Consider the following 25,329-nt stretch of genomic DNA (forward strand, 5'->3'; position numbering starts at 1 on the left):
TATATCTTGGTTATACAAAAAACCGCTTGCATTGACAAACGGTTTTCTAGTTATTGTCCTCAAAGAGGAAATTATTTGTTGCGCCAAGATGCGAAGTTATGTCATAGCACCTAAGCGCAAAATTTTGCAGAAATTGAAGAAGAATTCAGGAGTCAGAATGAATAAGTGGGGGATTCAGACCCACCACTCGATTCTTGCGCCACTAAATCTCCGATTTAGTAAGGGAGCAAAAACGCCGTTTATTCATCCGCCACTCGCTTAACCTTCTTCTGAATTCTGGCTCCTGACTCCTGAATTCTGTTCGTTAAACAAGTCTCAAATCAGGATAATTCGACAATACATCATCAGATGTGAGGGTATCATTTTCAGCTTGTGGAGTCCAAAGAACTTCAATTGCCAAAAGCTTTTCGCTAGGGATACTACCAATTTGGCGCAAAGCTTGACGCAAGTCATCAGCACTATTAATTGCTGTAGGAATATCAAACTTACCTAGTGTCGCTGCCAACAAGGTGACGATAATATATTCCCCTGGGCCTTCAGTAAATAGGCGAGTGGGGTTGTCGAGTTCACCAGCCGGAGGTAAAGCATCTTTGGCAAGGGCTGCTTTTAGCTGGTTGTTGACGTTAGAAAGAGTTTCTTCGCTAAACTTGCTGCGTTCTGCCAGTGACAAGCGATTAAATTGACTTTCAGCTGAATTTAAACTGGCTTGTTGAGTACCACCACCTGCATATACAAAGTATTCAGGATGGCGGAGTAAAGCTAGGCTAGCTTCTTGCAGAATTTCTGCTCTCCCCTCTGGGGTGTTAGTATCAGCAGTTTCAGCAATGTGGTTGAGTTCATTTTGCAATTCACGCGCTTGGGCTAACAAACCTACTTGCAAACGAGTTACAGAAACAGACGGATTACTGCTGTAATTTGCTTCTGAAGTTTCACCGCTAGAGACGCGACGGAAAGTTTGCACTAAGAAATTAGCGATCGCAAAGAAGATTAAGATGCTAAATAGACCACCAAATCCTCCCCCAATCCCCCAAAAAGGAATTAGGAAGGGAAAGCCAAAACCGCCACCATAACCACCACCAAAACCACCGCCAGGGTAGTATCCGCCCCCACCAGGAGGTGCATAAGTGCGTGGTGTATAGGTACGACTGGAAGGCGCTCTAAATGAGCCACCACCGATCCGGCCCCCACTGCGGGCTGCTAATGCTCCATCGGCGTGACTAAAAGCCAAAGTTAAGACTAGGCTTAGAGCTAAAAAGGTTTTGAACAGTGGTTTGATGATTTGTTGTAGTTTTTTACGCATAGTACAATCGCTTGGAAAACAGAATTTTTATGATTTCTCCCCATACTGGTAGGAGTTTTGCGGTATATCGCTAACGCTGGTCTGTAACAAGCAAGCGAGGTTGTAGCATTCACTTTATAAAGGCTACATATCCAATCTACCGCGTCTTATCTGGTGTAGACAGCGATCGCAGGGGGGATTTCTCGACTGGGGAACCGTACCTTAAGATATGTTTACAATTACAAACATTTTCGATGTCTACGACGGGCAATTGTGGCAATGTCTTAGACTTGGCACTTCCAGATCACAGTCTTGGATTATACAGATGATTCCAATTTGTGATGATGATTCTGACTAATTTTTTAATACTTCACCCTACTCGTTTGGTCGGAATACGAGAGGATATTTCATCAATAATAGTATTTATATTTACATTTAAATAAATCTTAAGTACGTATAGGCGACAGACTTAAAATTGAGTATGATCCTTATCAGGAAGACTAAGTAGACATAGATATCTCAAAAATACTTATTTAAGCTTTTGGCATTTTGGCACAAGAGTGTAAGTTTTTTAGGATATTCTATTGAACATAAGTAAATGCCGTAATCGTAACAGTTCTTCACTGAGCAACTTGACTATAATTGCTAGATTTGATTGTTCATCATGCACATAAATTTTCGATTAGTGAGCAATTTGTAGCAAAAATAAAATCAGCACAATCAAAAAACAATTTTCCTGGCTAATCTCCTCAAATAAGCTTCAAATTTGTCTACCACATTCCTTTTAAAAGAAATAAAATGATAATTATGGTTTTGAAAGAAATCCTAATGTAAATAAATTAAAAATTATTTTAAGTAAATTTCTTAGTTTATTATGGAACATATTTCTCAACTAACAGCCGAAATTAGAGATAAAGCTGCATACCCAGATATCCTAGTCATAAGTCGGATATTCCGGCCGAAAGAAGCTGTAATTGGGGAATATATCTACAATCGCTGTCTTCAAGATCCAGAACGAGTTATTGTGCTGGCGGCTAGTTGCTCAGGAGATAAAGTATTTGATCAAAGTCAACAGTTTCCTGTGTATCGCTGGTCTTATCCTAGATACGGGTGTAGTGGCTTTATGGGAAATATCTTAAAGCCTTTAATCAATATTGTCTGCTCATTTGTCCTCGCAATCAAACTCTATTTTCGCTATCACTACCGTTATATAGAGTGGGGCCACGGCTACGACTTTCCTTCACTGCTTCTATTGAGCTATTTCTTACCTATTCGCTTTTTTATCTATCTGCACGGGAATGATTTTCTTTGTACTTTACACAATCCTGTGTTGCGATCGCTATTTAAATTAACACTTCATAGAGCCGAAGGTATTGTTTGTAACAGTTCTTATACACAAGACTACCTCAGAACTGCTTTCCGATTAGATACTCCTACCCATGTTATTAACCCAGTAATCAGACCAGAAAAATTTGGTAATAATGTCGAGAGTCCCAGTAGCCTCGATGATTTGCGTGTTCGTGTGCGTCAGGCATACAACATTCCCGAATCAGCAATAGTCATTCTCTCCATCGGCAGGTTAGTAAAACACAAAGGTTTCGACCGAGTAATTGATAACATTCCACTATTACTAACTTTTGGAGTGGATGTTCACTATATAATCTGCGGTGAAGGGCGAAGTGAATCGGAACTGAAATCTCTGGCGCATCGTTTACGGGTAGATAAGCGTGTCCACTTTGCCGGATATGTCCCGGAACGAGAATTAGCCGGTTATTATGCAGCTTGCGATATATTCGCCATGCTAACTTTATTGGATACTAAACCTAACAATATGGAAGGTTTTGGTATGGTTTATTTAGAAGCTAGTTACTTCGGTAAGCCTATAATTGCCTCTCGCTTAGGTGGTATTCTAGACACAGTTCAACCTGAAGAAAATGGGATACTGGTTAATCCCAATTCTGGCTATGAAATGTTTCAAGCCTTCAATCGGTTGTGCAAAGACCAGCAGCTACGCGAGCAACTCGGCCGCAAAGGTAAAGAATTAGCCAAGCGGAGAACCCTTCATCGATCGCTTTACAAATCAGAGGGAAGAAACGCGATTTTATAAAATGAATGTACTTGACTAAGGACATACAGCAGATTGCAACTTGGTGAGGTAAAGATCATCGTAAGGGCACGGCATTGCCCCTACAATGACTCAGATGTTCTAAACTGGAACTACGTTGTAAGCATTCAATGATGGCACAAATCACATTTAAGGTTGAAGCATTTTGGAATTCAGACGCAGAAACTGCGAGAAATAATTCCAGAACTGATCGTTATCAACAAAATTGTCCCTCCTGACTATGTGGGTTCTATCACCTTTGAGTTAACCAGCCATCGACAAGAGTTGATTCAGGTGGCTTCATGGATGAGTGCGTCATTTACTCCTGAGTTGAAAAAGATGCTTTTAGAAGTTGGGTGCTACTTTGAACGGCAGATCATGAAATCTGGTACAGTCCAGTTACAGATCGTCGGTTTGTTGTAGACGGAACCATCAAGTCACGCCATACTGCTAACGGAGTTTTGAAAGCTGGACTTCCCAAAGCCTTTTAGAGGGGTAAAATTACATATCAATGTATTGGAAATGGGGCTTTAGGCTATTAATTGTATTCTTCGGGTTGTGGCTACTCCTCGATTTGGGTTCCCGCGTGGGAGCAGAGATTTTTTGGTTTCAGGAAATCGGCTACCTCCAAGTATTTTTGTTGAGGGTGGTGACTCGTGGTGCTTTATGGGTAGCGGTAGCTGGGGTAACTGCTACCTATCTACTGCTAAATCTGGCTTTAGCACAACGGCTAAAATATTCCCAGTCTCTAAAAATTGAAGAAGTTAGGCGTGAGTCAGCAAAACTAAGCAGTGAATTAACAAATTTTCTTATTCCTAATTATCCAAGACGCAACGAAACTCAGACATTTGCGCCGCAACGCTTTAAAAAATTGAGATTGCGCGGATTATTACCCCTAACTCTGATACTGAGTTTGTTGATCGGGTTGATGCTGGTTCATTATGGTCAAATTGCTCTTTCTTTCTGGAATTCTCCAGTTAATCAGGCTAGTTTACCCGTTCCTACCCTATTTCGGCCAGAGACAATCTGGCAACTGTTGAAGCAGATTTCCTCTCAAGTCTGGTATCTCGGTTTAATTGGGGGAGTAGCGATCGCAATCTTAATCTATCCTCAATTTTTACTCACTGCGATCGCAATTTTGTTCACTCCTACCTTTGCATTCATCCTATTCCAACACTGGCCAAAGGTGCTGCAATTTTTCCACCCCACCTCTTTCAACAGCACTGAGCCTTTATTTGGTCGAGATATCAGCTTTTACATATTTTCCTTACCCTTTTGGGAACTACTAGAATTCTGGCTGATGGGATTATGTTTGTATGGTTTCGTCGCCGTTACCCTTACTTATCTCCTGTCGGCGGATAGTTTGAGTCAGGGAATTTTCCCTGGATTTTCGCCCCAGCAGCAACGTCATTTATATGGTATGGGTGGTTTATTGATGTTGGTAGTGGCTCTGAGTTATTGGCTGAGTCGCTATGAACTGGTGTATTCTACCCGAGGAGTAAGTTATGGTGCTAGTTATACGGATGTGACAGCCCAGTTGCCAGCTTACACCGTCTTGAGCGTTGTAGCTATAGCGATCGCCTTTTACCTACTTTGGCGAACGTTTTTCTGGAAACCTAAATTTCAGTATCGTTCCTTAATATTTTACGGGTTGGGGATTTATCTAGTGCTAGTTGTAGCGGCTGACGTTGTTTTACCTACGGTAGTGCAATATTTAATTGTCCAGCCTAATGAGTTGCAGCGAGAGCAACCTTACATTCAACGAACTATTGCCTTGACACGCCAAGCATTCGATTTAGAAGCGATCGATTCTAGGGGCTTCAACCCTCAAGGAACATTAACTCAAGCTGATATTCAAAATAATGACTTGACAATTCGCAATATTCGTCTGTGGGATCAGCGACCTCTGTTACAAACTAACCGTCAGCTGCAACAAATTCGGCCCTATTATCGGTTCCCGGATGCCGATATCGATCGGTATACTCTCAAAACAGATGTAGCTTCACGCCGACCATCAGCCCCTCAAAACCCACCAGAACCTGAGCAGGAAGCAGCTTCAACAGAACGGCGGCAGGTACTGATTGCGGCGCGAGAATTAGACTACACTGGCGTACCGCAGGAAGCTCAAACATGGGTTAACCGTCATTTAATTTATACCCACGGTTTTGGGTTTACTGTTAGCCCAGTTAATACAGTTGGGGCGGGTGGGCTACCAGAATATTTTGTCAAAGATATTAGCGGTAACAGTAGCGCCCTCACAACTTCCAGTCCAGCGATTCGTGAAAGTATTCCCATTGGGCAACCCCGAATTTATTACGGTGAAATAGCCAATACCTATGTAATGACTGGCACAAGAGTTCGAGAGTTAGACTACCCAAGTGGTAGTGATAATGTTTACAACTCTTACGATGGTCTGGGTGGGGTTCAAATTGGTTCAGCATGGCGACGGTGGTTATTTGCCATGTATTTGAAAGATTGGCAGATGGTGCTAACACGAGACTTTTTGCCAGACACAAGGGTGCTATTCCGGCGAAATGTCAAGCAAAGAATTCAAGCGATCGCACCTTTTTTGAAATTTGACAGCGATCCCTATTTAGTGGCTGCTACTGCAAATCTTGATTTGCCAAGTAATCCCAGCTATCTTTACTGGATTGTTGATGCCTACACGACGAGCGATCGCTATCCTTATTCTGACACTGGGAGCGATCGGATCAACTACATTCGGAACTCGATTAAGGTAGTGATTGATGCTTATAACGGCAGTGTTAGTTTTTATATTGCTGATAATAAGGATCCGATCATTGCCACTTGGTCAAAAATATTTCCCAATACTTTCAAACCGCTCAGTGCTATGCCGGCTAATCTCCGCAGTCATATCCGGTATCCGGTGGACTTTTTCAAAATTCAATCTGAGCGGTTGATGACCTACCACATGACCGACCCCCAGGTATTTTACAACCGGGAAGACCAGTGGCAGATTCCTAACGAAATCTATGGCAGTGAAAGCCGTCCAGTAGAGCCGTATTATTTGATTACTAGTCTACCCACCGTAGCTTTTGAAGAGTTTATCCTGCTTTTACCCTATACTCCTCGACAGAGGACTAATTTAATTGCGTGGTTAGCGGCGCGATCGGATGGCGAAAGCTACGGTAAGTTATTTTTATATACTTTTCCCAAAGAAAGGCTAGTCTATGGGACAGAACAAATCGAAGCGCGGATTAACCAAGATCCAGTAATTTCTCAGCAAATTTCCCTGTGGAATCGTCAGGGTTCAAGAGCCATTCAGGGCAATTTACTAGTAATTCCCATTGAAGAATCGCTGCTGTATGTCGAGCCAATCTATCTAGAAGCCACACAGAATAGTCTGCCAACCTTGGTGCGGGTAGTTGTAGCTTACGAAAACCGGATTGTTATGGCCCAAACCTTAGAACAAGCATTGCAGGGAATTTTTAAACCAGAAGTTACACCAGCACCTGCAATTATCCGTCCTTTTGAAGAAGCAGCCCCTCCTGGTTAAGGATTTTAAAATACATAGTAGGCGATAAGGAGCGATCGCCATTAACAAAATTTATTGCAGCAGACATAGTTTAATGATTCAACATAATGTAATAGACACTAAAAGTTAATCGACATGCTACAAAATAACCAACTAGAGATCGGCCACATTAGCCCTAAAGTGAGGCAGTTGATTAAAATGTACGCCGATGTTAATAACTGTACGCAGTCTGAGATGTTGGAACGCATGGTTTTGGAGTGGAACGCCCAACAAAGTGAGAGTGAACGACCGCCAGGAGATGAAGATGAATAGCTTTCTGCTTCTAGCAAAAGTCTTTCATTAATTTGGCTCTTTAATTATAGAAAAACTTTCTAGAGATTGGGTCTTGTTTGAGGGACTGAATAAAATCCCTCAAAGTCATCATGCTGCCTGTTAAGGTGAATTTGGGAGTGCCATTTTGTGCAACGATTCTCACTTCACCATCTTGGATCTGAATCTTATTTTTAATAGTATCCCATAGAGTCTCGAAGCTATCATCATCCTTGCAACCATTGGCTTCAAGGAATCTTTGACGCACTTCTGTTTTTAGCGCGAGTGCTTCTGCTGCTTGAGTCCGCGCTTCAAAGTGCTTAATTACATCTTTATAAGCACTCTCTCTTAGAGTTTTATTTTCAACCTGAACTTGCTCTAGCTGAGTTTTTATGGCTTGCAGTTGCGAGGCTAAAGCGGCTGATTTCTGGTATTCAAGTTTTAAGGCTTGCTTTGCATTGGCTAACAAAGTTTTATAATCTAGCTGATCGTGATTTTTTTCGGATTGCATTTTTATCTCTTGATCAACAGATTTTAGGTTAGAAGCTCTCGCCAGTTATATGCTAAAAACTAGCGAGAGCTTAGTAAATATTATGTGGATTATCTAAGTATTAGTTAGTTCACCAATAATGGTGATTCAGAGGTAGGATTCTCTTGAATGCTACTCAAACAAGAACTAATATGCGAGCGGATAGCTTTCTCATAAACACTAGTCTGCTGAGTACGTACCCCTATAGCCTGATATGTTAAGTTAATTTCTGGAAATTCAGACCAATGCATCAAAAAAATGTCTTTAGCTGGAGTAATAATTTCATAACTATTCTCTTGTCTTTTCTTTCTAAGTTTACAATTATTTAGTTGCAACTTTTGTCTGAATAGTTTTTCAAATTCTGGAATTAAATCTGAAGTAGTTTTCATGTGTTATACACGTTAAAACGTGTTAAGGATGCAAAGACTATCTGATGATATTACTAAGTATGACACTTCAGATACCTCTTACAATATAGTGTATCAGTTATTGAGTCTTTGAGAATTTGAGATCGCTTTTTCCTTTGCACAAGCAAAGAAGATGGCTGGAGACTGTGAAAATAGTTAGCAGAGACACCCTGATAATTACACTGCTAAATTATTTTTGGACTACAGCCTTGTCGGGCATTCAGTACCTACAGGCTACAGCCTGGGCCTTCAAGACCCTCTGGGAAACTGATTAATTCCAAATACTCTGGATTTTCTACAAACTTTTTAGCAGCTAGCAATCCAGCAATGCTCCAAGTTTGATAAATTCTGGCTTCTTTGCCAATTAAACGACCATTGTTGCCATCGTAGTATTCAGGAAATTTATCCTTAAATAAGCGCCTTTCGGCAATAGCGATCGCTGCTTGAGCAAGTTCTGTTCTACCTGCTTTCTGTGCCGCAGTAACAAATAACCACAGTAAAACGGGCCAGTTACCGCCGTTGTGATAAGACCAAGCCCTGTTCTTAGAATCACATCCTGTAACAATTCTCCACTCTAAACCTTCCATTGCTGGAAAGCAGATTTTAACAGGCATATAGCCGATCAAGTCTTGCCAACGTTGGGCAAATAAATTCATAATACTTTGAGATTCTTTTTCGCTTGCTAAAGAAGCTAAGATTGCCATCAGATTTCCTAGAGCAAAAAAGCGAAAATCTATCCGTCCCGGCCCCAGATTTCCCGCTAAATATCCTCCAGTTTCGGGCAACCACTCGGTCAACCAACTGGGGATTGATTCTGAGTTGATGTTGAATTTATTAACAATTTCTTTACCAAATTCGTTATCCTTGTAACGATAAATTTCTCCCAATCGCTTCAGGTCGAGCCAATAATAGTTGCGGATATGATACTTCAAAGTTCCCAATCGTCTATTGACTTTGCCAAGGTAGATATCGCCACCCCCGTCTGGTAAAAGCAATTCACTAGCAGCCCTGAGAGACGCATAGAATAATACTTGAATTTCTAGAGGATGTTCGTAGACTCCCATGCGACGGTCAATCATAAACGCGCCATCGGGAACTAACATTGTTGGGTACATGGAAAAGCGATGTACCAAGCAAAGATCCAAAATTAACTTGATTCCTGCTTGAAAATCTGGCTGACGCGCTAGAGTCAAATCGCCTGTAGCTTTTTCATAGGCGCGTAGCAAGAGAATCCACCACATACAAGAATCAATTGGGGGAACACGAGCGATCGCCAGTTCACCAAAATCAGCGACCAAAAATTCCTCATTCCCATTGGAATGTACTTTGAAACTTGCAGGCATTAATCCCGCTCCCGGTTCAAAGCAGTCTATTTGCTTTTCATGACTTTGTAATTTCAGTGTTTCTACTAAGAAATTACGCACAATCTCTGCTTTGCCGTGCATGAGAAACACTAAGGCAGAAGGGACAAAATCGCGGAGAAAGCACTGGTCATAATTGAGTGCATCTGACTCCGCATCTCTGGCGGCTACAGTACCAATGGGTTTCCCCTGGTAATAAATTATCGACTCTTCCAACAATTCCCAGGCTTCTGCTTCCAGTTGACTTTTCTTATCGATTGCGCTAGTCATGGGCTTTGAATTCAACTAATAATTATGTATCGGTTCAACTGTGGAAAGTACGCAAGCCTACCTCAATGAGGGGGCAGGGAGCAGGGGGCAAGGGGGATAGAACAGAAAGGGGGTTCGACCCAACTCTTGGAGAGGCTGCGCCAAAGGTAGAGCTACGGGCAATGCAGAGCTACGTAAGCACCCTGCCTGTTGCGTTAGCTTCCCGTATGGTACAATAACCACGCTTGTTGAAGTAGGAGATTCAAACCTATATTCTGCTATGCTTCACAGTAGGAAGAAGAGGTCATGTCCCCTTGCTCCCTGCCCCCTGCTCCCCTGCCTCTTTTTCAAGCTGACCAGCTTTCTCGGAAGTCAGCATACAGAGTTAATCCACCATCTATGAATAGGGTTTGTCCGGTGATGTAGGCGGCTTCATCGGAAGCTAAAAAAGCTACTGCGGCTGCCATCTCCTCTGAGGTGCCAGCACGCCCCATTGGGATGTGACTTTCCACGATCGCCTTTTTTTCGGGGTCATCTATCCAGGCTTGATTTATTGGCGTGACTGTTGCTCCGGGAGCAACGGCATTGACACGAATACCAAGGCTTGCATATTCCAATGCTAAAGTTTTGGTCAGGTTTTCCATACCGCCTTTGCTAATGGAATAACTGATATACATCGGTCGCGGAATAATTTCGTGAACGCTGGAAATATTAATAATCACCCCCGGACGATTAAGAGAAAGGAGGTGTTTAATAGTTTCACGGGCGCACAGATAAGCACCCCGGAGATTGACTGCAATTACCCGGTCAAAGTCTGCTGTAGTAACTTCGTGGGATGGACTTTCTACTTGAATACCAGCATTGTTAACTAGAATATCTAAACTGCCAAATTCCTTTACTACAGTGTTGACCATCTCAACGATGTCTGATTCTTGAGAGACATCCCCGTGAACAAGTAGCGACTTCACACCACAATTTTTGATATTCCCGCAGGCTTCTTGTAATGCCATCTCTTCTGTGTCTACCGCAGCTTCAGGGCTTTTGCGGTAATTGATGGCGATGTTGCACCCTTCTTGAGCGAGTTTGATGGCGATCGCTTGACCAATACCTGAAGTTGCACCTGTAACTAAAGCGTTCTTTCCCTTTAACCCTATCATATTTCCTAACCCTGCTTGAATTTGAACTCAGTCAAACAATTTTGGATTTTAGATTTTAGATTATTTTTTGATATATCTAAAAATACTGCTGTCAATCCCCAATGGAGGTAATTTAAGTTTAAAAAATGTGAATTTCTAAAATCAATCTCAAAAATCAGACTACAGATCCAAGTGATGGAAACTCAACTTGAATCTGATGCCTTTTAATTACGCTAGCGAGGTCGCGTATCCCTACGGGGAAGTAAGCTACGTAAAGCGTCTAGTAGAGAGCGCCATTACGAATTAGTTAGTCTTTATTCCTAATTCGCTGATGTTTTTTCAGGAACTACCCAATAGTAAACAGTTTTGCCTTCTACATTGAGAGTCTGCTGTGGTTTCCAATCACCCATATCGAAGGCGTGGGAGACGATGCGAGTCCCAGGCTTGAGTTCACTCAATATCTTCGGACGAAGTTTGAGGTTAACCTCTGGCAATAAGTAAAGTGTAACTACTGTTGCTTCACTAAAATCAGTGGTGAACAAATCTTGCTGGACAAACTTAACGCGATCGGTTACTCCTGCCTTTTTAGCATTTTCATTAGCTTCTTGGATGCGCTCAGGGTTAATATCTATGCCGACACCGCGCGTACCAAACTTTTGTGCCGCAGTAACGACAATTCTTCCATCACCGCTACCAAGGTCGTAAAGCACATCGTTCTTACCCACTTTTGCCACTTCCAACATTGCATCTACCACTGGCTGGGGTGTAGGTACATAAGGAACATCGCCAGCGCGTTCTTGTGGTTGAGTTGTGGGAGTTGTCGCAGATGGTGTTTGTGTTTCAGTCTGACCGGTCAAAGTAGAAGTTTGTGTCCCAACTTCCGAATTTTGCTGTGTTGGCGTACACCCAGCAATTCCCAAGCCGGTAATACTAACCCCTGTAACCAGTAAAAACAGAATTTTTTTGAAGTTCATGAATTTTCTCCTTCGTTCAGTAGCTCGTAGTCAGTAAAAGAACTGATGTGAGGTTTAGGTTGCACAATCCAAAATCCAAAATCCAAAATTGTACTAAGTCTTACTTTGGCGATAGTTACTCCAGAACAACACGGGGATACCTGCTGCCACAACTAAAACACCTGCAACTGCTCCCACACCTGTATAAGCCAAGCTGGAGTAGAGCAAGTAACCGCAGACTGCACAAAAGAGTAATGGTGTAAAAGGATAAAATGGTACACGGAATGGTCGTGCTATGTGAGGTTCACGGATTCGCAATACTAGCAGTGATATGCCGGAAAGCAAAAAGAAGAACCAAAATATTGGGGCGGTGTAATCCACCATTGTTTCAAAGCCTTTGCGGGTGATCGTGCCCAAGAAAACCAGTGCTAGGGCGATCGCTGCTTGCAAAAATAAAGCATAGGTAGGGCTACTGGGACGTTGTTTCCAGTGTCCCATAAAACCAAATAGCGAAAAATCCTGTCCCAGTGCGAAATTGGTACGCGCTCCGGTAAAGATTGTGGCGTTGGTTGCTCCTAAAGTAGCGATCGCAATCAATACACTGATGAATAAGGCTCCCGGTTCGCCCCAAAGAGAGCGCATTAAATCCGCGGCTACTGCTTCCGACTGGGACATATTTGCTAATCCTAGTCCCCGCAGATAAGCCAGATTGATTAGCAGATAAATGGCAGTGATGATGCCAATACTCCACATTAGCGATCGCACTATATTACGTCGTCCATCTTGAATTTCTGCTGAGATGTAAGCAGCCTCATTCCAACCGCCGTAAGATAGCAACACAAACACCATCGCCAGTCCCCAGGTTCCTGATGATGCAGATTCTACAGGGGCGGCAGCAGCAGAATTAGGAATGGCGGTAAGCCCAAGAATTACTACTAGCAACAAACCCAGAACTTTCGCAGCACTCAGTAAGTTTTGTGTCCACTTCCCCTGCTGCAAACCGATGATGTTCAAAGCAGTTAAAAGTGCGATCGCTATGGCTGCATAAATAGAAGAGGAAAACGTTCCTAGCCGCCATATCTGAGAAACATAATCGCCAAAAACAAATGCCAACAGAGCAATAGAACCAGTTTGGATCACCGTCATCCGCGCCCAGGCGAACAAAAAGGCAACTCCCCGCCCGAATGCACGTTTCAAATAATAGTAGACGCCACCAACATCAGGATAGACAGTAGCCAACTCTGCATAGCACAGCGCTCCTACCAAAGATACTACACCACCAATTAGCCAAAGAATTAGTACAGCAATATCACTACCTGCTTCTTTTGCTACTAGAGCCGGGGTTTGAAAAATCCCTGCCCCGATGACAATACCTACAATCAGAGCTACTGCGTCTGGTAATGTTAGTGATGGTTTAGGTGCTGCTACTTCAGTTGTTTCTTTCTGCTGAAGGAAACTGTAGTCTTTACGTCTACTCACGTTACTTCCTTACTAGTGTTGAGTGGGCACTCTCCGCTTTGTTTCATATTTTTTTGCACTGCTTTACCTATATCTCTATAGTTAAAAACAAATGTGACTCAAAAATGACAATTATCACGAATATGTCTTCGAAGGGTAATATCCATCTCACCACATTTAGATCATTCTCCCTACAGCGATCGCTTTAATTCTCTTGCTGGACAATAATTATTTATGTTTTTCAGAACGATGGCAACTCAATCTTAAACAAAGAATTATGTCCCAGTTTCCTGTTAAGGCTCAGATGTCTACCTGACACCTCCAATTTTTATCATAAATATTTCCATTGTTGTGTCTTAATGCTGGTAAGAACTTAGTCAAACCTACTTAATAAAACATCTTTCGCAAGTAGGATTTATAGGAATCTAAAGAATGATTGACTAATGGCGCGAATTGTGAATCACTTTATCAAGCAGTTAGAGACGGCAATTAACTAAAACTTTAGATTAAGTAGTGCAAGAAGTAGCACACAGATACCATTTCAACTTAAAGCTAAAGCTAACCAATCCACAGCTACACAAACAAAGTCTGCCTAAGAAAAAGTTTAAGGTTTAAAAATCACAGAGGTGGGTAAAGCTTCGTGTAGATAATTTTATAACCGCCCTTTTCATATTAAGTTGACTATAGCATTTCTCGTTCTAGTGAGTTACCAGAGGAGCATCCACTTTTGGCGGATTGCCCTCAGACTAGAAGTCTGGGGCTATACAAACTAAACCCGCCTTCGCGGGTTTCAGAGAGTCCGCGAAGGCGGACTTCGTTTGTGTAGCCGCGATTTCCAATCGCCCAGTATTTCTTCCAAAAGTGGATGCTCCCGTTACCAGGTAGGGGCATATAGCTATGCACTCCTATAAATTTCTGTACCTGATATGATTAGGAACCGCTAAAATTTATCCATAATTAATAAAAATCTAATCTCTTTTAACCTTTAATTATCTAATATCTACTACTAGGAAAAAGTAGAATATCTATTAATTCACCTACGATCAAACCCAATACCGCCAAAACTGTTAATATCCAAAACGAATCTAGTTTATTGAAACCAGAAAAACGCATTTCCAAATCAGCTAAAAGGGTTGTTGCTAAAGGTATAAGAAAAAGCCTTAATAAGAACGACCAAGTTGCGACTAAAGTAATTGATATACTTAAAAATAATATAACAACTAATGCTTGAGATCCAAATTCAACTAAACGTTCTAACCAAAAAATACTTTTTCGCACTACAGCTATCACTATGGCAGCTATAAAAGCTCCTACCAACCAAATAATATGATGAGCCGCAAGATACCATCCCAGGAGAGCATAAGCCAGCCACAGTAATAATAAAGGCATTAAAGGAATCCTATTAAAAAATTCTATATTCATATTGACAAAGCTTAGAAAAATACCAAGTTAATATCTTAATTATAGTCAAAGCTTGTTACCATCAAAATTCCTGAATACACTAAATTTTAACAGTATATTTTTCTATCGATAGGGTAAATTTAAGTAATCCTATTTCGTTATCACGATATATATATTAAGAGATATAAACCTTAAAATCTAATAAAGGTTATAGCAACCATAGCTGATTAAGTAGTAAATTTTATACTAGTACTCTGGTTCAACTTAGTTTGATGCGATCGCTTGTAGCTTAAAGTTAAGACAGTCAAGCTTATGAAGCAGTCAGAATATAGGGCTGGCGCAAAACTATACGTATAGAGGAAATTCATCAATTTCTTTAAGAACAAAATCAGGGTTTTGCCCATTTTTTCTGTAAGCAATGTGATATATTTATCATGCGTATGTTTATTAAATACGTATGATATTTAAGACTAGAAATGAATTAGTTTAGAACAAGAGTACTAAATTTAAAAATACTAACTATATATAAGTAAATTGAGTTTGACTCTCAGCTATTTGTCATGAAATTTGATGAAGATATGATGACAATTTACTGTGTACAACTTTGACAACTGTCCACAATAGTGTTGCATGTCTCAAGCTCATGGTAATATTATTTTACTGTCATGAGATATTATTTTATACATTAAATTTCAACCATGCTGAAAGAGCTAGTTAGGTGTGCTACCTCCAACGAAGAAAAAACTATTCAACCCACTGAGAAAATTACCAAAATCCTTGCTATACAAAGCATATAGGTTTTGTAGTTTTGCTGATATTAATGCACTAAAGAGCTAGTAAAGCCCTTTTTTAGGAATCACTACAGCCATAAATAAGGCATAGAAACGTCTTAATAAGGGTCAAAAATTAAGCAAGAGTAAATAGAAAAGTTTGATGCAATATCAATCGCTTTTTGTATACGTAAAAGTATCAAAAAGCCCAATTTGTATTGTCTGTCCAACACTAATACTGTGTGTTTCCTTTAGAGGCTTCTTCTTTTTGTACTTAGTTACCTATATACACAACGTTTTTTAGGTAAATGAAGTACACAAGTAGGGGCATAGCACTGCTGTGTCCTGAAGATCATCTGTACCTTACCAACTTCCAATCTGCTGTAAAAGCTATTTCATTAGTGATTAAGCAGATATTGAGCAAATGAGACAAACACTTAAATTGAACAAATGATCTAGCACTCCTAAATCAATCCTGATTTAGTAAAGATTTGATTTTTAACAACATAAGCAAAAGTAACAGGAAAAACATGAATATCATTGTTCGTTTGTTTGGTGCGATCGTTCTTCAAGTATCTGCATTAGTTGCAATGTCTAGCACGGCCATGTCTGAGGACAAACCTCTGCGTGTCAATACTCAAGAGACTCCTGCTGTTTCTCAACAGAAAACAATACAGAGGATTTGCTCTTTAGATCCCATTGAGGATTTATTACCTCCACTACAGACTAAGGCTAATGATTCTTTGCTTTCTTACCTTGCAGGACAGGGTTTTACACAAAATCAAGAGGGTTCTTGGGTTTGTTATGCGAACGATCCGAAAAAAGAAGGGCGTTACTTTACTCTGTTCAAGGTTAAACGAGTTGATAACAGGCTCATCGCCAGTTCTTTTTTAGATGAGGGCAATTTGATTCAGGGGCAGGAAAATCGTAGCTTGGACTTCTTTATGATGCTGATTGAGCGTCATCTGAATAGTAGTCAAGAGAATCGTCAAGGTATACGTCGGTATTTAGAAGCCTTCGTTTCCTTAGTAAAAGAAGGGAAGATCAAACCTACACGTCGTGCGTTTCTCTTCGACCAACCAAACCGGGCATTGGTCTTGTATCACACACTCTCATCAGGAAATCTTAAAGGTACAGGAATCACGATCAATATTTATTTACCTAAGAGTTGAAAGAGTTGAATTAGGCATTAGGGATTGAGGATAACCAAAGCTCAATGCTCAATGCTCAATGCTCAATCAAATTGCTGTCGTTTAATGGAGGTGCATTTTGCCTAAATCAATTTTTCAAAGAATTGCGACATCGAAGGCAGTTCGTATTGCAACCATCGCATTTTCATCTGTAGCGGTGGTAATCACTACGTGTCAGTCTGCTTTTGCACAGCTTAATATTGGACGCTATGGTATCCAACCAGGGCTGGAGTCTGAGTATCTTCAGTACCAAATCAATAACCAGAATTTGAGCCAGATGCGAGTCATTCCCGGATGTGATGTGGGATTTGGTCTGACTTGTAATAAAACTGGAGCAGTAATCCAACGGTTAGTAGACTTGAACGGCGGGACTAGCTATGAAAACCTCTTGATACGAGCAGCCGGTGGGGAGAAAAACTTTCAGAATTTCGCTACTTTTTACGGTAACAATCCCAATCTCTCTGCGGTTCCTTTCGCCTCATTTTGGAGAAATGAATCTCCCGCGATTATGGATAGCTCTCAATACCTTCTTGGACAACGTTTTGGTCGCAATCCAGTAGAAGGACTCGGACTTGCAACCAATCAGTTCTACTGGGCACCATATTCAGGTGTTAATAACTCGGTCAGCCTTCGTGATGGATTACTAGACTTAAAATTATCATACGGACGATTGTTGTTTGAGGAAGCCTCAAAAATTTCCGACATTCAGGAACAAATTCAATCTTTAGGTCTGTCGCCAGAGATGACCAATTTTTATGTAGATAAAATCTCGACAGGCTTGAATGCATTGAATTCTGGAGATCGGAACCAACTCCAAAGGAGGATTTTTGAAATATTATCCTATCCATACTCCGAAGATGGTGGGGAACTCGGACGACCCAACAACGGCATTCCACAGGAATTTAATCAGCTTTTGGCAGAAGAGATACCAGGAGATATCTTGGTGAGTAATAATCCAGTGCCGTTGGATGGAGAAACAATAGCCCTTGATATCTCTGGGTCTGAGGGAGAGGTCGTCGTAGCAGACGGTGATAATTCCTTTCCAGTTTGGCCAATAATCGGGGCTGGGGGTATTATTGCAATTCTGTTTCTATTACTTGATGGCGATAATTCTTCTGCTCAAGCATCTGTTCCTTCGCCTCAACCATCTATTGTCCCAGGAACTACACCTTTGTCTCTCACTGACAAAGGCGAATGTGATTTGACTCCTGGTGGTAATGGTTCCGATCACACACAGATCATTGAGGTTCCATGTAATCTCACTCCTAAACCCCCTACAGAAGTAAAGAAGGTAGTAGAGCCATCAATGATCAAAGCGCTTGTATTGTTAATCGTTCTACTATGCATAGTCCGTTACAGACACCGATCTTTAAAATCTGTAACTCATAATTAAGCTGTTACGCAAATAAGATTGCACATCAACTGGTGAGGTTGTCCTAAGTCATTTGTCCTTTGTCTTTTGTCCTTGATAAGAGTGTTCCAAAAAATAAATGATCCAAAACCCGTCATTGCGAGCGAAGCGAAGCAATCGCAAGGACTGGGATTGCTTCGCTTCACTCGCAATGACAATTGAGCATTTTTTTACTTGGAGTACTCTAAACACAAATGACTAATGACGGCCTACATGGAAAACAGTGCAATATTTAGGCGCGTTAGCTTTACTTAGAATTTATAGCGGTTCCCAATGACATAAAGTACAAGGTAGGGGCAGCTATGCACCCCTACCTTGTACCTCACTAGAACGAGAAATGCTATGTACCATTTCTGTTTGAACATGCGCCTATAATACTGATGCAATACAGACTGTAGGGGCAACTCATGAATTGCTCCTACTTAAATAGGCTAACAACAGAATAAGCAGATCCTTTAAGTAGATAAACAAAGTTAATTACACAATGTCATTGCGAATGCAGCGAAGCGAAATGAAGCAATCGCAAGGGCTGGGATTGCTATCTCTACGAGACGCTCCGCGAACGCTTCGCTCGCAATGACTGTAATTAATTTTGCGTGGTTACTTAAGTATATTCATTCCAAGCGACGGGAAAGGAATAGTCTGAAAATGCTGAAAAATCATGATTTTCGCTGCGGGTTTCTTCATCCAGAACTTTGACAACTTTGTTATAAATATCTTGTGCTTGTTGTGGGGAATCACCAATACTGGTTAATCCCAACTTGCCAAACTGGGAAAGGCAACCCATCAGATGAAATACTGTGCCTGTTTCTGTCCCACTGTCAAAGTGCAGTCTATGGTGAGCGATGATATCCATCAAATCATTAGGCAATAATCCCTGATAGCGCTCTTTTTGGAGATTATCAGTGGCGATGTAGTATTTGGGACGACCTTGCTGACTATAAAATAAGCCTGTGGAAAGGTCATAGCGACCGTTCGTTAATAATTTCAGGGTCATGAATGGATGAGTTGTACCGCCTTTACGCAGGTTAATTTCGATCGCCTGAATATCCCACTCTCCGTTACCCTTGTCCACAGCGATAAAATCTACGCCAAATCGCTCTAAAGTACCTTTTTCTGCTAGCTTTCTGCCAACCTGTATTCCCAATTGCTGTAATTGCAATCGATACCTTTCATCAGCCGGAAACCGACAACCAAGATAAATCTGACCGTCTGGGCCTCCGAGAATTTGGTCGTGGGTTGAAAGGATTTCCACTTCACCAGTCGGTGTAATCCGTCCTTGAACACTGGGCGATAGTTTAATTTCGCCTTCCACAAATGCTTCGGTGATTGCCCCCAATTCAGGGATTCTTTGTGAAAAATTATCCCAAGTCTCAAGCTTTGCTTGAAAGCGCATTGTTGAAAAGCGATCGCTAATTGCTGCTACCCTTTCAGCATGAGTTCCAATACCTGGTGCTAAATTCTCAATCGGTCTAAGATCCAACAATGCATTTCCCTCTCCTGAAATGCCTTCGTTGAGTTTCACTACTACCCGCTTTAATGTCGGTTGTCGTTCCCACAAATCACTGGTAGCTTCTGCCAAATCTGTGTGGTTCCAAATTTTTTCAGTGCCATCAGGATGCGGTACTCCACTCTCAGCGAAAATTTGCCTACTACCACTTTTTGTCCCCCAAATTTGTAAATTTGGTGCGGCAGCATACAATGGTACACCCAATTTTACAGACAATTCGCCTTCCCATTGGGAAGAGTTGTAGCAAATCATAAATGATTTATCTAGCCTCAAAGCTTGATGAATCCGCTTTAGCAGGCGGGGGCGTTCTAAAATCTTTTGGCTCAAAGGCTTAAGGGAAGAATCGTAAGTAGAAAGTAGCACCAAGCGATTGCGAGCATGAGAAAAAGGAATTCCTGGCAACAGTTGTAAGTAATAATCAATAATACTAGGATGTAGCGGTACTGATGTTACATAAACCAGCCGAGTCCGGGGATTTTGCAATCGAATTAGAGAAAATAGTAATCTTTCTTCATAATGTTCACAGCCTTCGATCTTTTGGAGTTCGCGCTGGTCGAGACTCAGGGAAGGAATAATTAAAATATCCGCTTCACTATTGTCAAATGACTCGCTAGTTTTCCAGCGATCGCTTAGAGTTAATTGTAAGTGGCGAAACTTGTCAGCCTGTTCTAACTCTGAAATATTTAGTATTGCCATAACCCCTGCCCTCTAATGATCTCAATTTAGCGCACCATGCAGGCTTTTGGCCTATTATTTTGGGGACTACTCTTTAAGTATTTTTGTAAGGAATTTAGTTTGTCAGAAGGCAATTATACAGATATCATTCTAAATAAATATTAACATTAGCTCTAATCTTTATCATAAAAGTAAATATTTTGCAATTAGAACTTTAAGAAATAGAATTCACTTACTTTCACTACAGGAAATAGCTGAATTCTTTATCTGACATAAATATAATTTATGAGCTAATTTCAGTAATTCTCATTTATTTAATTTTTTTACGTCTTAGGGTTGAGCAGATTTCAGCTTACTTTACCTCTGGAGAGCGATAAAGTACAGCAAGTTAATAGTTAACTTAAAAACAGATGAGAAAGATAAATTCTTCATCACATCAGAGTTGTGTATTTGTTTTTCGTGGTCGGGTGTTCGGGTGTGAGAATAAATGCATACCACGTACAATTGCCAGCAATAAATCCCTTTGGCAATAGCATTTGGAGTATAAACTCCTAAAATTGTAAGTTGCTATGAAAAGCCAAAGCAAAAAAAATAAACCTTGGGTTGAATTTTTGATCCAAGGTTTAATTTTGAAAATAAAGATTTGGGAGATATGAAGTCTAAAACTTCAATGCCAAATTCTTAATGCCCAATCCAATTAACAAGGGAAAAACTATGGCTAAATCAAAAGAGAAAAAAGAGCAAACATTACAACCGCCACAGCAGCAAGAAGCACCAGGTGTTGAATCAGAAATGACACCAAAACCGAAAGCAGATGATGCCCGGTATCAAGGTAGTGACAAGTTAAAAGATAAAGTAGCATTGATTACTGGTGCTGATAGTGGCATTGGTCGTGCTGTAGCGATCGCATTTGCTAAAGAAGGTGCAGATGTGGCGATTCTTTACCTCAATGAACATGATGATGCCAAAGAAACAAAACATTTGGTAGAAAAACAAGGCCGTCGTGCAGTAACGATTGCAGGCGATATTGGCGATGAAACTTTTTGTCAGCAAGCTATCCAACAAACAGTTGGTGAATTTGGCAAACTCGATATTCTCATCAATAACGCCGCCGAACAACATCCTAAAGAAAGTATCGAGGAAATCACCAAAGAACAATTAGAGAAAACTTTCCGCACCAATATATTCTCGATGTTTTTCATGACTAAAGCTGCACTCAAGCATTTGCAAGCGGGCAGTTCTATCATCAATACTACATCGGTAACAGCTTATAAAGGTAGCCCACAACTATTAGATTATTCCTCCACAAAAGGTGCTATTGTTGCCTTTACTCGCTCCTTGTCACAAAATTTAGTGTCAAAAGGAATTCGCGTTAATGCTGTCGCCCCAGGGCCAATTTGGACACCTTTAATTCCCTCAACTTTCCCCGAAGAAAAAGTTGAAACTTTTGGCAAACAAGTACCAATGCAACGAGCCGGACAACCAGAAGAAGTTGCGCCTAGCTATGTATTTTTAGCTTCTGATGATGCCTCTTATGTCTCTGGACAAGTGTTACACATTAATGGCGGAGAAGTTGTTAATGGGTAGATGAAATTAGGAGTTAGGAGTTATATATTCTTAATTTATAACTCCTAACTCCTCACTTTTAACTCTCAATTCCTAACTCTACCCTCATGGTCTTCCATTGGAGGGATGAGTCAATATTGAAATATTGATAGTCTACCTAAGAGCGTACATTTAAGAAATAATAGCTAAGTCTATGGCATCTCCTACACCACTTCATGGCACAGAACTAGTAGATTGTGCTAGAGCAAATGCCAGCCAAGGAATCGAAACTGCTGCTTATCAATGTGGCTATGGTCAAGACCTGAACAAATTTGCCCGAGAACTCAGGCAAGCTTGTGAAGGAATGAATTTACAAGTAAAAGAACTCAGTGAATTAATTACTGACCAGGATATGATACTGGAATTAGGCACTGGCGAAATTGTTGCCCCATTAACGGAATCAGAGTTGTAAAAATTAGTCATTTGTCATTTGTAGTTTGTTATTTACTAATGACTAATGACTCTCTTCATAATTTTAAAATCACCCGCGCTAAATTGAAGTAAATCAAAACGCCTACCACATCAACTGCTGTGGTGATGAATGGTGCCGACATTAAGGCCGGATCTAAACGGAGGTAGCGGAATAGGAACGGCAGTGCTGAACCGGAGATAGAAGCTAAAATAGAAATAGCTACCAAACTAGTACCTACAGCGATCGCTACTTCTAATCGTCCTTGCAGAAAATAAGCCCAGACAGTAGCGATCGTCCCTAACATACCTCCTAATAATGCGCCTGCGATCGCCTCTCGGCCAACTACCTGCAATGCGCCAAGCGATCGGATTTCATCGGTGTTCATCCCGCGAATCACCACTGTAGAAGATTGAGCGCCCACGTTACCACCAGTACCAGTCAACAAGGGAATAAACGCCGTTAGTGTCACCACTTTTGCTAAAAGGTCTTCTTGCGACTTAATAATCGTTCCTGTAATCGTATTGGTTACAAGTAAAACCAATAACCATACAACCCGCTTCCGAGCAATTTCTAATAAATTCATCTGAAAATAATTGTCACCCCCCGACTGCACACCACCACCCAAGGCATAGATATCTTCGGTGGTTTCTTGTTGCAGAATATCAAACACATCATCCACGGTGACAATACCTACTAGACGCTGTTCTCGATCTACTACAGGCACAGCCAGAAAATCATATCTTTGGATTAATCTTGCAACTTCTTCCTGGTCTGTATCAGTGTGGACAAACACCACATCACGGGTCATAGTTTCGCCAATAATTTGCTCAGGCTGAGACGTTACTAACTCCCGCAACGATACAATCCCCGTTAAGCGCCTTGCTGCATCCATGACATAAAGATAATAAATCATCTCACTGGCGTTAGCTAAGTTGCGAATTCGCTCTAGGGCTTGAGATACTGTAAAGTTTTCTTTCAGTGAGATTAACTCTAGTGTCATGATTCGCCCAGCAGTATCAGCTTCATAACCCAATAGTTGGGCTGTAGCTTGGCGTTCTGCTGGACTCAGTTGTTCTAGTAGGCGATTGACGACTTTTGCTGGTAATTCATCAAATAATCTAGCTCGGTCATCCGACGACATTTGATCGACGATATCACGGACTTCCTGGCTTTTAAGTTCTTCAATTAATCGTTCTTGAACACTGTAGTCGAGATATTCATAAACCTCGATCGCCTCATCCTTAGAAAGCAAGCGGAAAGCCAAAGCGTGCATCGCTTCTGGCAAACCCTCAATCGCCTCGGCAATATCCGCAGGCTGCACAGGTACGAGAATAGCTTTTGCTCCCTGCAAGTCTCCTGTTTCTAGGAGCATTTGCAGCTGAGTCCGCACTAAATCTCGCAATTCCCTGCGTGAGACATTCTGGATGGTAGAGTTTAAATTGTTTGTCTCAGTCAAAGTCCACTTTCCTCAGCCAGTTTGAACAAGGTTGCTGCCCTTAGTCTAGGGGAAAGTGGGAATGTGCAACGTCAAACTTGTAATTTTTCTAACTTTGGATAAATTAACTCATCTCAGCCCTTAAAGAGATGATTAAAAGCCAGATGTGTCGTATGGACAATTCATGTAGACGCAAAACGGTACAGCGCCGTCTTCTCCCAAAGGGAGAGCCTAATGCCTTCTCTGCGAGCGACTTCTGCCAACGCGGAGCGTCTCGTAGAGAGGGGGGTTAGGAGCATCCCAATTTTGCAAATTTACTAAAATCTTTACAAGTCAATTGCGAATGAAGCGATCGCTTTGCTTCACTGTGTTACGCTCGCAATGACAAATTATGTTTTTACACATTTGGGATGCTCCCAGAGGCTTTCCCTCATAAGCGACTACTGAACCCGTTCGTCGAAGATGTTCCTGTAGGGTAGGGACTCCCCCAGAATATTGCCCCTACAGCGCAGATTTATTTACCATTAAAAAATAATTAATAAAAATTGAAACCACATATTTAAGTTGATACATAACATGAGTCTTTTGTATAGTACGTAAGTATTTGATTTCTGTAAGTTAATCAAAAAATAACCAAAACTTTAGTCTTGCTTTAAAAAAGTATAAAGCAATGTGAATATTTAAAGAAAGTTACACAAAATAGATAGACATAACACAGTGCTATGGTGTCAAATATTTAATTGATTGAACCTAGAGCAATGTGCAAAAAGGCGCGTGTAACATTACACCTCTTAATACTTAAGCATGTATATTCTGCAATCGAGTGTTGCTTCGTCTTAACTTTATGTACCTACATAACAGTGAGATTAGAAGCTCTAAAGAAAGGTGATTTATCTTTTTTAAATTCGCCGAGCCAAATTGATATACATTGGAAACTTAGCTTTTTGTCGAAATAAGACAAAGATTTATAGGGACTAACACACCCTTCAGGTAATCTCATCTCTAGCGTTTTTTTATACACGTTTTTCTACATACCTGCTTTGATTGAAGATGTGGCAAGGTATATCAATTCATACTGGTTTATTTTGAAGTTGATACAAATAAACAGCAAAGGAGCATAGATACCAAGAAATAATTTGTATCGGCTATTGAAAGAAATAGTATAGGCATTAATGAAGAAGAATTCAGAAGTCAGAATTCAGGAGTCAGAATCAATCAGTTGGAGATTCAAACCCGCGACTGATTGAAGACCACCAAATTTGCAATTTGGTGGGGGTATTAAACCCGATTATTCATCCGCCAGTCGTACAGAATTCATTCTGAATTCTGACTCCTGAATTCTGTTCGATAAATTTTAAATATATTAATAAGCAAACAATGATTTTCTTATCAATATATTTAAGTAAAATCATCTCAATTTTTTTGAACCCATTCAACATAAAACTAATTCATAAGAATTAACGATGAATTAGTTTTAGACTATTGCGAGGCATATATCTCAATGATTGATTCACGGGATCTTAATCAACAGTTGTCAGCATCGGCAAGCGTAATAGATACTCCATCACCTCTACAAAGCATTGACTCACAAGTATCTACTAATGCTCGGGCTAGCGCCAGCGCAGTCTCTGTGGGAAAT

The 25,329-nt window shown here is 40.9% G+C and carries 18 protein-coding genes; 8 read left to right on the forward strand and 10 right to left on the reverse strand.

Translation table 11 applies throughout. The features are described from left to right. Positions 1 to 304: 304 nt before the first annotated feature. Positions 305 to 1,300, reverse strand: a complete 996-nt coding sequence (locus VB732_RS26285) for a DUF1517 domain-containing protein (RefSeq protein WP_323233823.1) — start codon at positions 1,298 to 1,300, stop codon at positions 305 to 307. Between the two features lie 853 nt (positions 1,301 to 2,153). Here VB732_RS26285 and VB732_RS26290 point away from each other — a divergent pair. The 4 genes from VB732_RS26290 to VB732_RS26305 all read left to right on the forward strand — a co-directional run bounded on the left by VB732_RS26290 (position 2,154) and on the right by VB732_RS26305 (position 7,191). Then, entirely contained in the window at positions 2,154 to 3,386 is a 1,233-nt protein-coding gene (locus VB732_RS26290) for a glycosyltransferase family 4 protein (RefSeq protein ID WP_323233824.1), read from the forward strand. 153 nt (positions 3,387 to 3,539) lie between these two features. Next, positions 3,540 to 3,806 (forward strand): hypothetical protein, encoded by a 267-nt coding sequence (locus VB732_RS26295; protein WP_323233825.1) that lies wholly within the window; start codon positions 3,540 to 3,542, stop codon positions 3,804 to 3,806. A gap of 88 nt (positions 3,807 to 3,894) precedes the next feature. Further along, positions 3,895 to 6,900, forward strand: a complete 3,006-nt coding sequence (locus tag VB732_RS26300) for a UPF0182 family protein (protein WP_323233826.1) — start codon at positions 3,895 to 3,897, stop codon at positions 6,898 to 6,900. A 114-nt stretch (positions 6,901 to 7,014) separates the two neighbouring features. Next, positions 7,015 to 7,191 carry a hypothetical protein gene (locus VB732_RS26305; protein ID WP_416235778.1) on the forward strand — a complete coding sequence of 59 codons (177 nt, stop codon included), beginning with the start codon at positions 7,015 to 7,017 and terminating at the stop codon, positions 7,189 to 7,191. Positions 7,192 to 7,231: 40 nt separating this feature from the next. Here the strand turns inward: VB732_RS26305 and VB732_RS26310 are convergent, their stop codons facing one another. The 7 genes from VB732_RS26310 to VB732_RS26340 all read right to left on the reverse strand — a co-directional run bounded on the left by VB732_RS26310 (position 7,232) and on the right by VB732_RS26340 (position 14,703). After that, the gene (locus tag VB732_RS26310) at positions 7,232 to 7,699 is read right to left on the reverse strand and encodes a hypothetical protein (RefSeq protein ID WP_323233827.1); all 468 of its coding nucleotides are present in this window, start codon (positions 7,697 to 7,699) and stop codon (positions 7,232 to 7,234) included. Between the two features lie 104 nt (positions 7,700 to 7,803). Beyond that, entirely contained in the window at positions 7,804 to 8,106 is a 303-nt protein-coding gene (locus VB732_RS26315) for a hypothetical protein (RefSeq protein WP_323233828.1), read from the reverse strand. Between the two features lie 245 nt (positions 8,107 to 8,351). Then, positions 8,352 to 9,755: a glycoside hydrolase 100 family protein gene (locus tag VB732_RS26320; RefSeq protein ID WP_323233829.1), complete on the reverse strand. Its 1,404-nt coding sequence runs from the start codon at positions 9,753 to 9,755 to the stop codon at positions 8,352 to 8,354. A gap of 326 nt (positions 9,756 to 10,081) precedes the next feature. Next, positions 10,082 to 10,891: a glucose 1-dehydrogenase gene (locus VB732_RS26325; protein WP_323233830.1), complete on the reverse strand. Its 810-nt coding sequence runs from the start codon at positions 10,889 to 10,891 to the stop codon at positions 10,082 to 10,084. Positions 10,892 to 11,190: 299 nt separating this feature from the next. Then, on the reverse strand, positions 11,191 to 11,844 hold the full coding sequence (locus tag VB732_RS26330; protein ID WP_323233831.1) for a class I SAM-dependent methyltransferase: 654 nt from the start codon (positions 11,842 to 11,844) through the stop codon (positions 11,191 to 11,193). A 93-nt stretch (positions 11,845 to 11,937) separates the two neighbouring features. Further along, on the reverse strand, positions 11,938 to 13,302 hold the full coding sequence (locus VB732_RS26335; protein ID WP_323233832.1) for an APC family permease: 1,365 nt from the start codon (positions 13,300 to 13,302) through the stop codon (positions 11,938 to 11,940). A 972-nt stretch (positions 13,303 to 14,274) separates the two neighbouring features. Beyond that, complete coding sequence (locus tag VB732_RS26340; protein WP_323233833.1) at positions 14,275 to 14,703, reverse strand: hypothetical protein; 429 nt, start codon at positions 14,701 to 14,703, stop codon at positions 14,275 to 14,277. 1,279 nt (positions 14,704 to 15,982) lie between these two features. Here VB732_RS26340 and VB732_RS26345 point away from each other — a divergent pair. Together VB732_RS26345 and VB732_RS26350 are read left to right on the forward strand one after the other, a co-directional pair. After that, positions 15,983 to 16,624 (forward strand): hypothetical protein, encoded by a 642-nt coding sequence (locus VB732_RS26345; protein ID WP_323233834.1) that lies wholly within the window; start codon positions 15,983 to 15,985, stop codon positions 16,622 to 16,624. 97 nt (positions 16,625 to 16,721) lie between these two features. After that, positions 16,722 to 18,035: a hypothetical protein gene (locus VB732_RS26350; RefSeq protein WP_323233835.1), complete on the forward strand. Its 1,314-nt coding sequence runs from the start codon at positions 16,722 to 16,724 to the stop codon at positions 18,033 to 18,035. Positions 18,036 to 18,657: 622 nt separating this feature from the next. Here the strand turns inward: VB732_RS26350 and VB732_RS26355 are convergent. Beyond that, positions 18,658 to 20,259: a peptide ligase PGM1-related protein gene (locus tag VB732_RS26355; protein ID WP_323233836.1), complete on the reverse strand. Its 1,602-nt coding sequence runs from the start codon at positions 20,257 to 20,259 to the stop codon at positions 18,658 to 18,660. 693 nt (positions 20,260 to 20,952) lie between these two features. Here VB732_RS26355 and VB732_RS26360 point away from each other — a divergent pair. Both VB732_RS26360 and VB732_RS26365 read left to right on the forward strand, forming a co-directional pair. Then, positions 20,953 to 21,825 carry an SDR family oxidoreductase gene (locus VB732_RS26360; RefSeq protein WP_323233837.1) on the forward strand — a complete coding sequence of 291 codons (873 nt, stop codon included), beginning with the start codon at positions 20,953 to 20,955 and terminating at the stop codon, positions 21,823 to 21,825. Between the two features lie 172 nt (positions 21,826 to 21,997). Next, entirely contained in the window at positions 21,998 to 22,255 is a 258-nt protein-coding gene (locus tag VB732_RS26365) for a hypothetical protein (RefSeq protein WP_323233838.1), read from the forward strand. A 55-nt stretch (positions 22,256 to 22,310) separates the two neighbouring features. On the opposite strand, the gene mgtE is transcribed toward VB732_RS26365, so the two are convergent. Next, positions 22,311 to 23,711: a magnesium transporter gene (gene mgtE, locus VB732_RS26370; protein ID WP_323233839.1), complete on the reverse strand. Its 1,401-nt coding sequence runs from the start codon at positions 23,709 to 23,711 to the stop codon at positions 22,311 to 22,313. Between the last annotated feature and the right edge of the window lie 1,618 nt (positions 23,712 to 25,329).

It is taken from the genome of Nostoc sp. UHCC 0252 (genome assembly GCF_034931145.1).
Lineage (GTDB): Bacteria > Cyanobacteriota > Cyanobacteriia > Cyanobacteriales > Nostocaceae > Nostoc.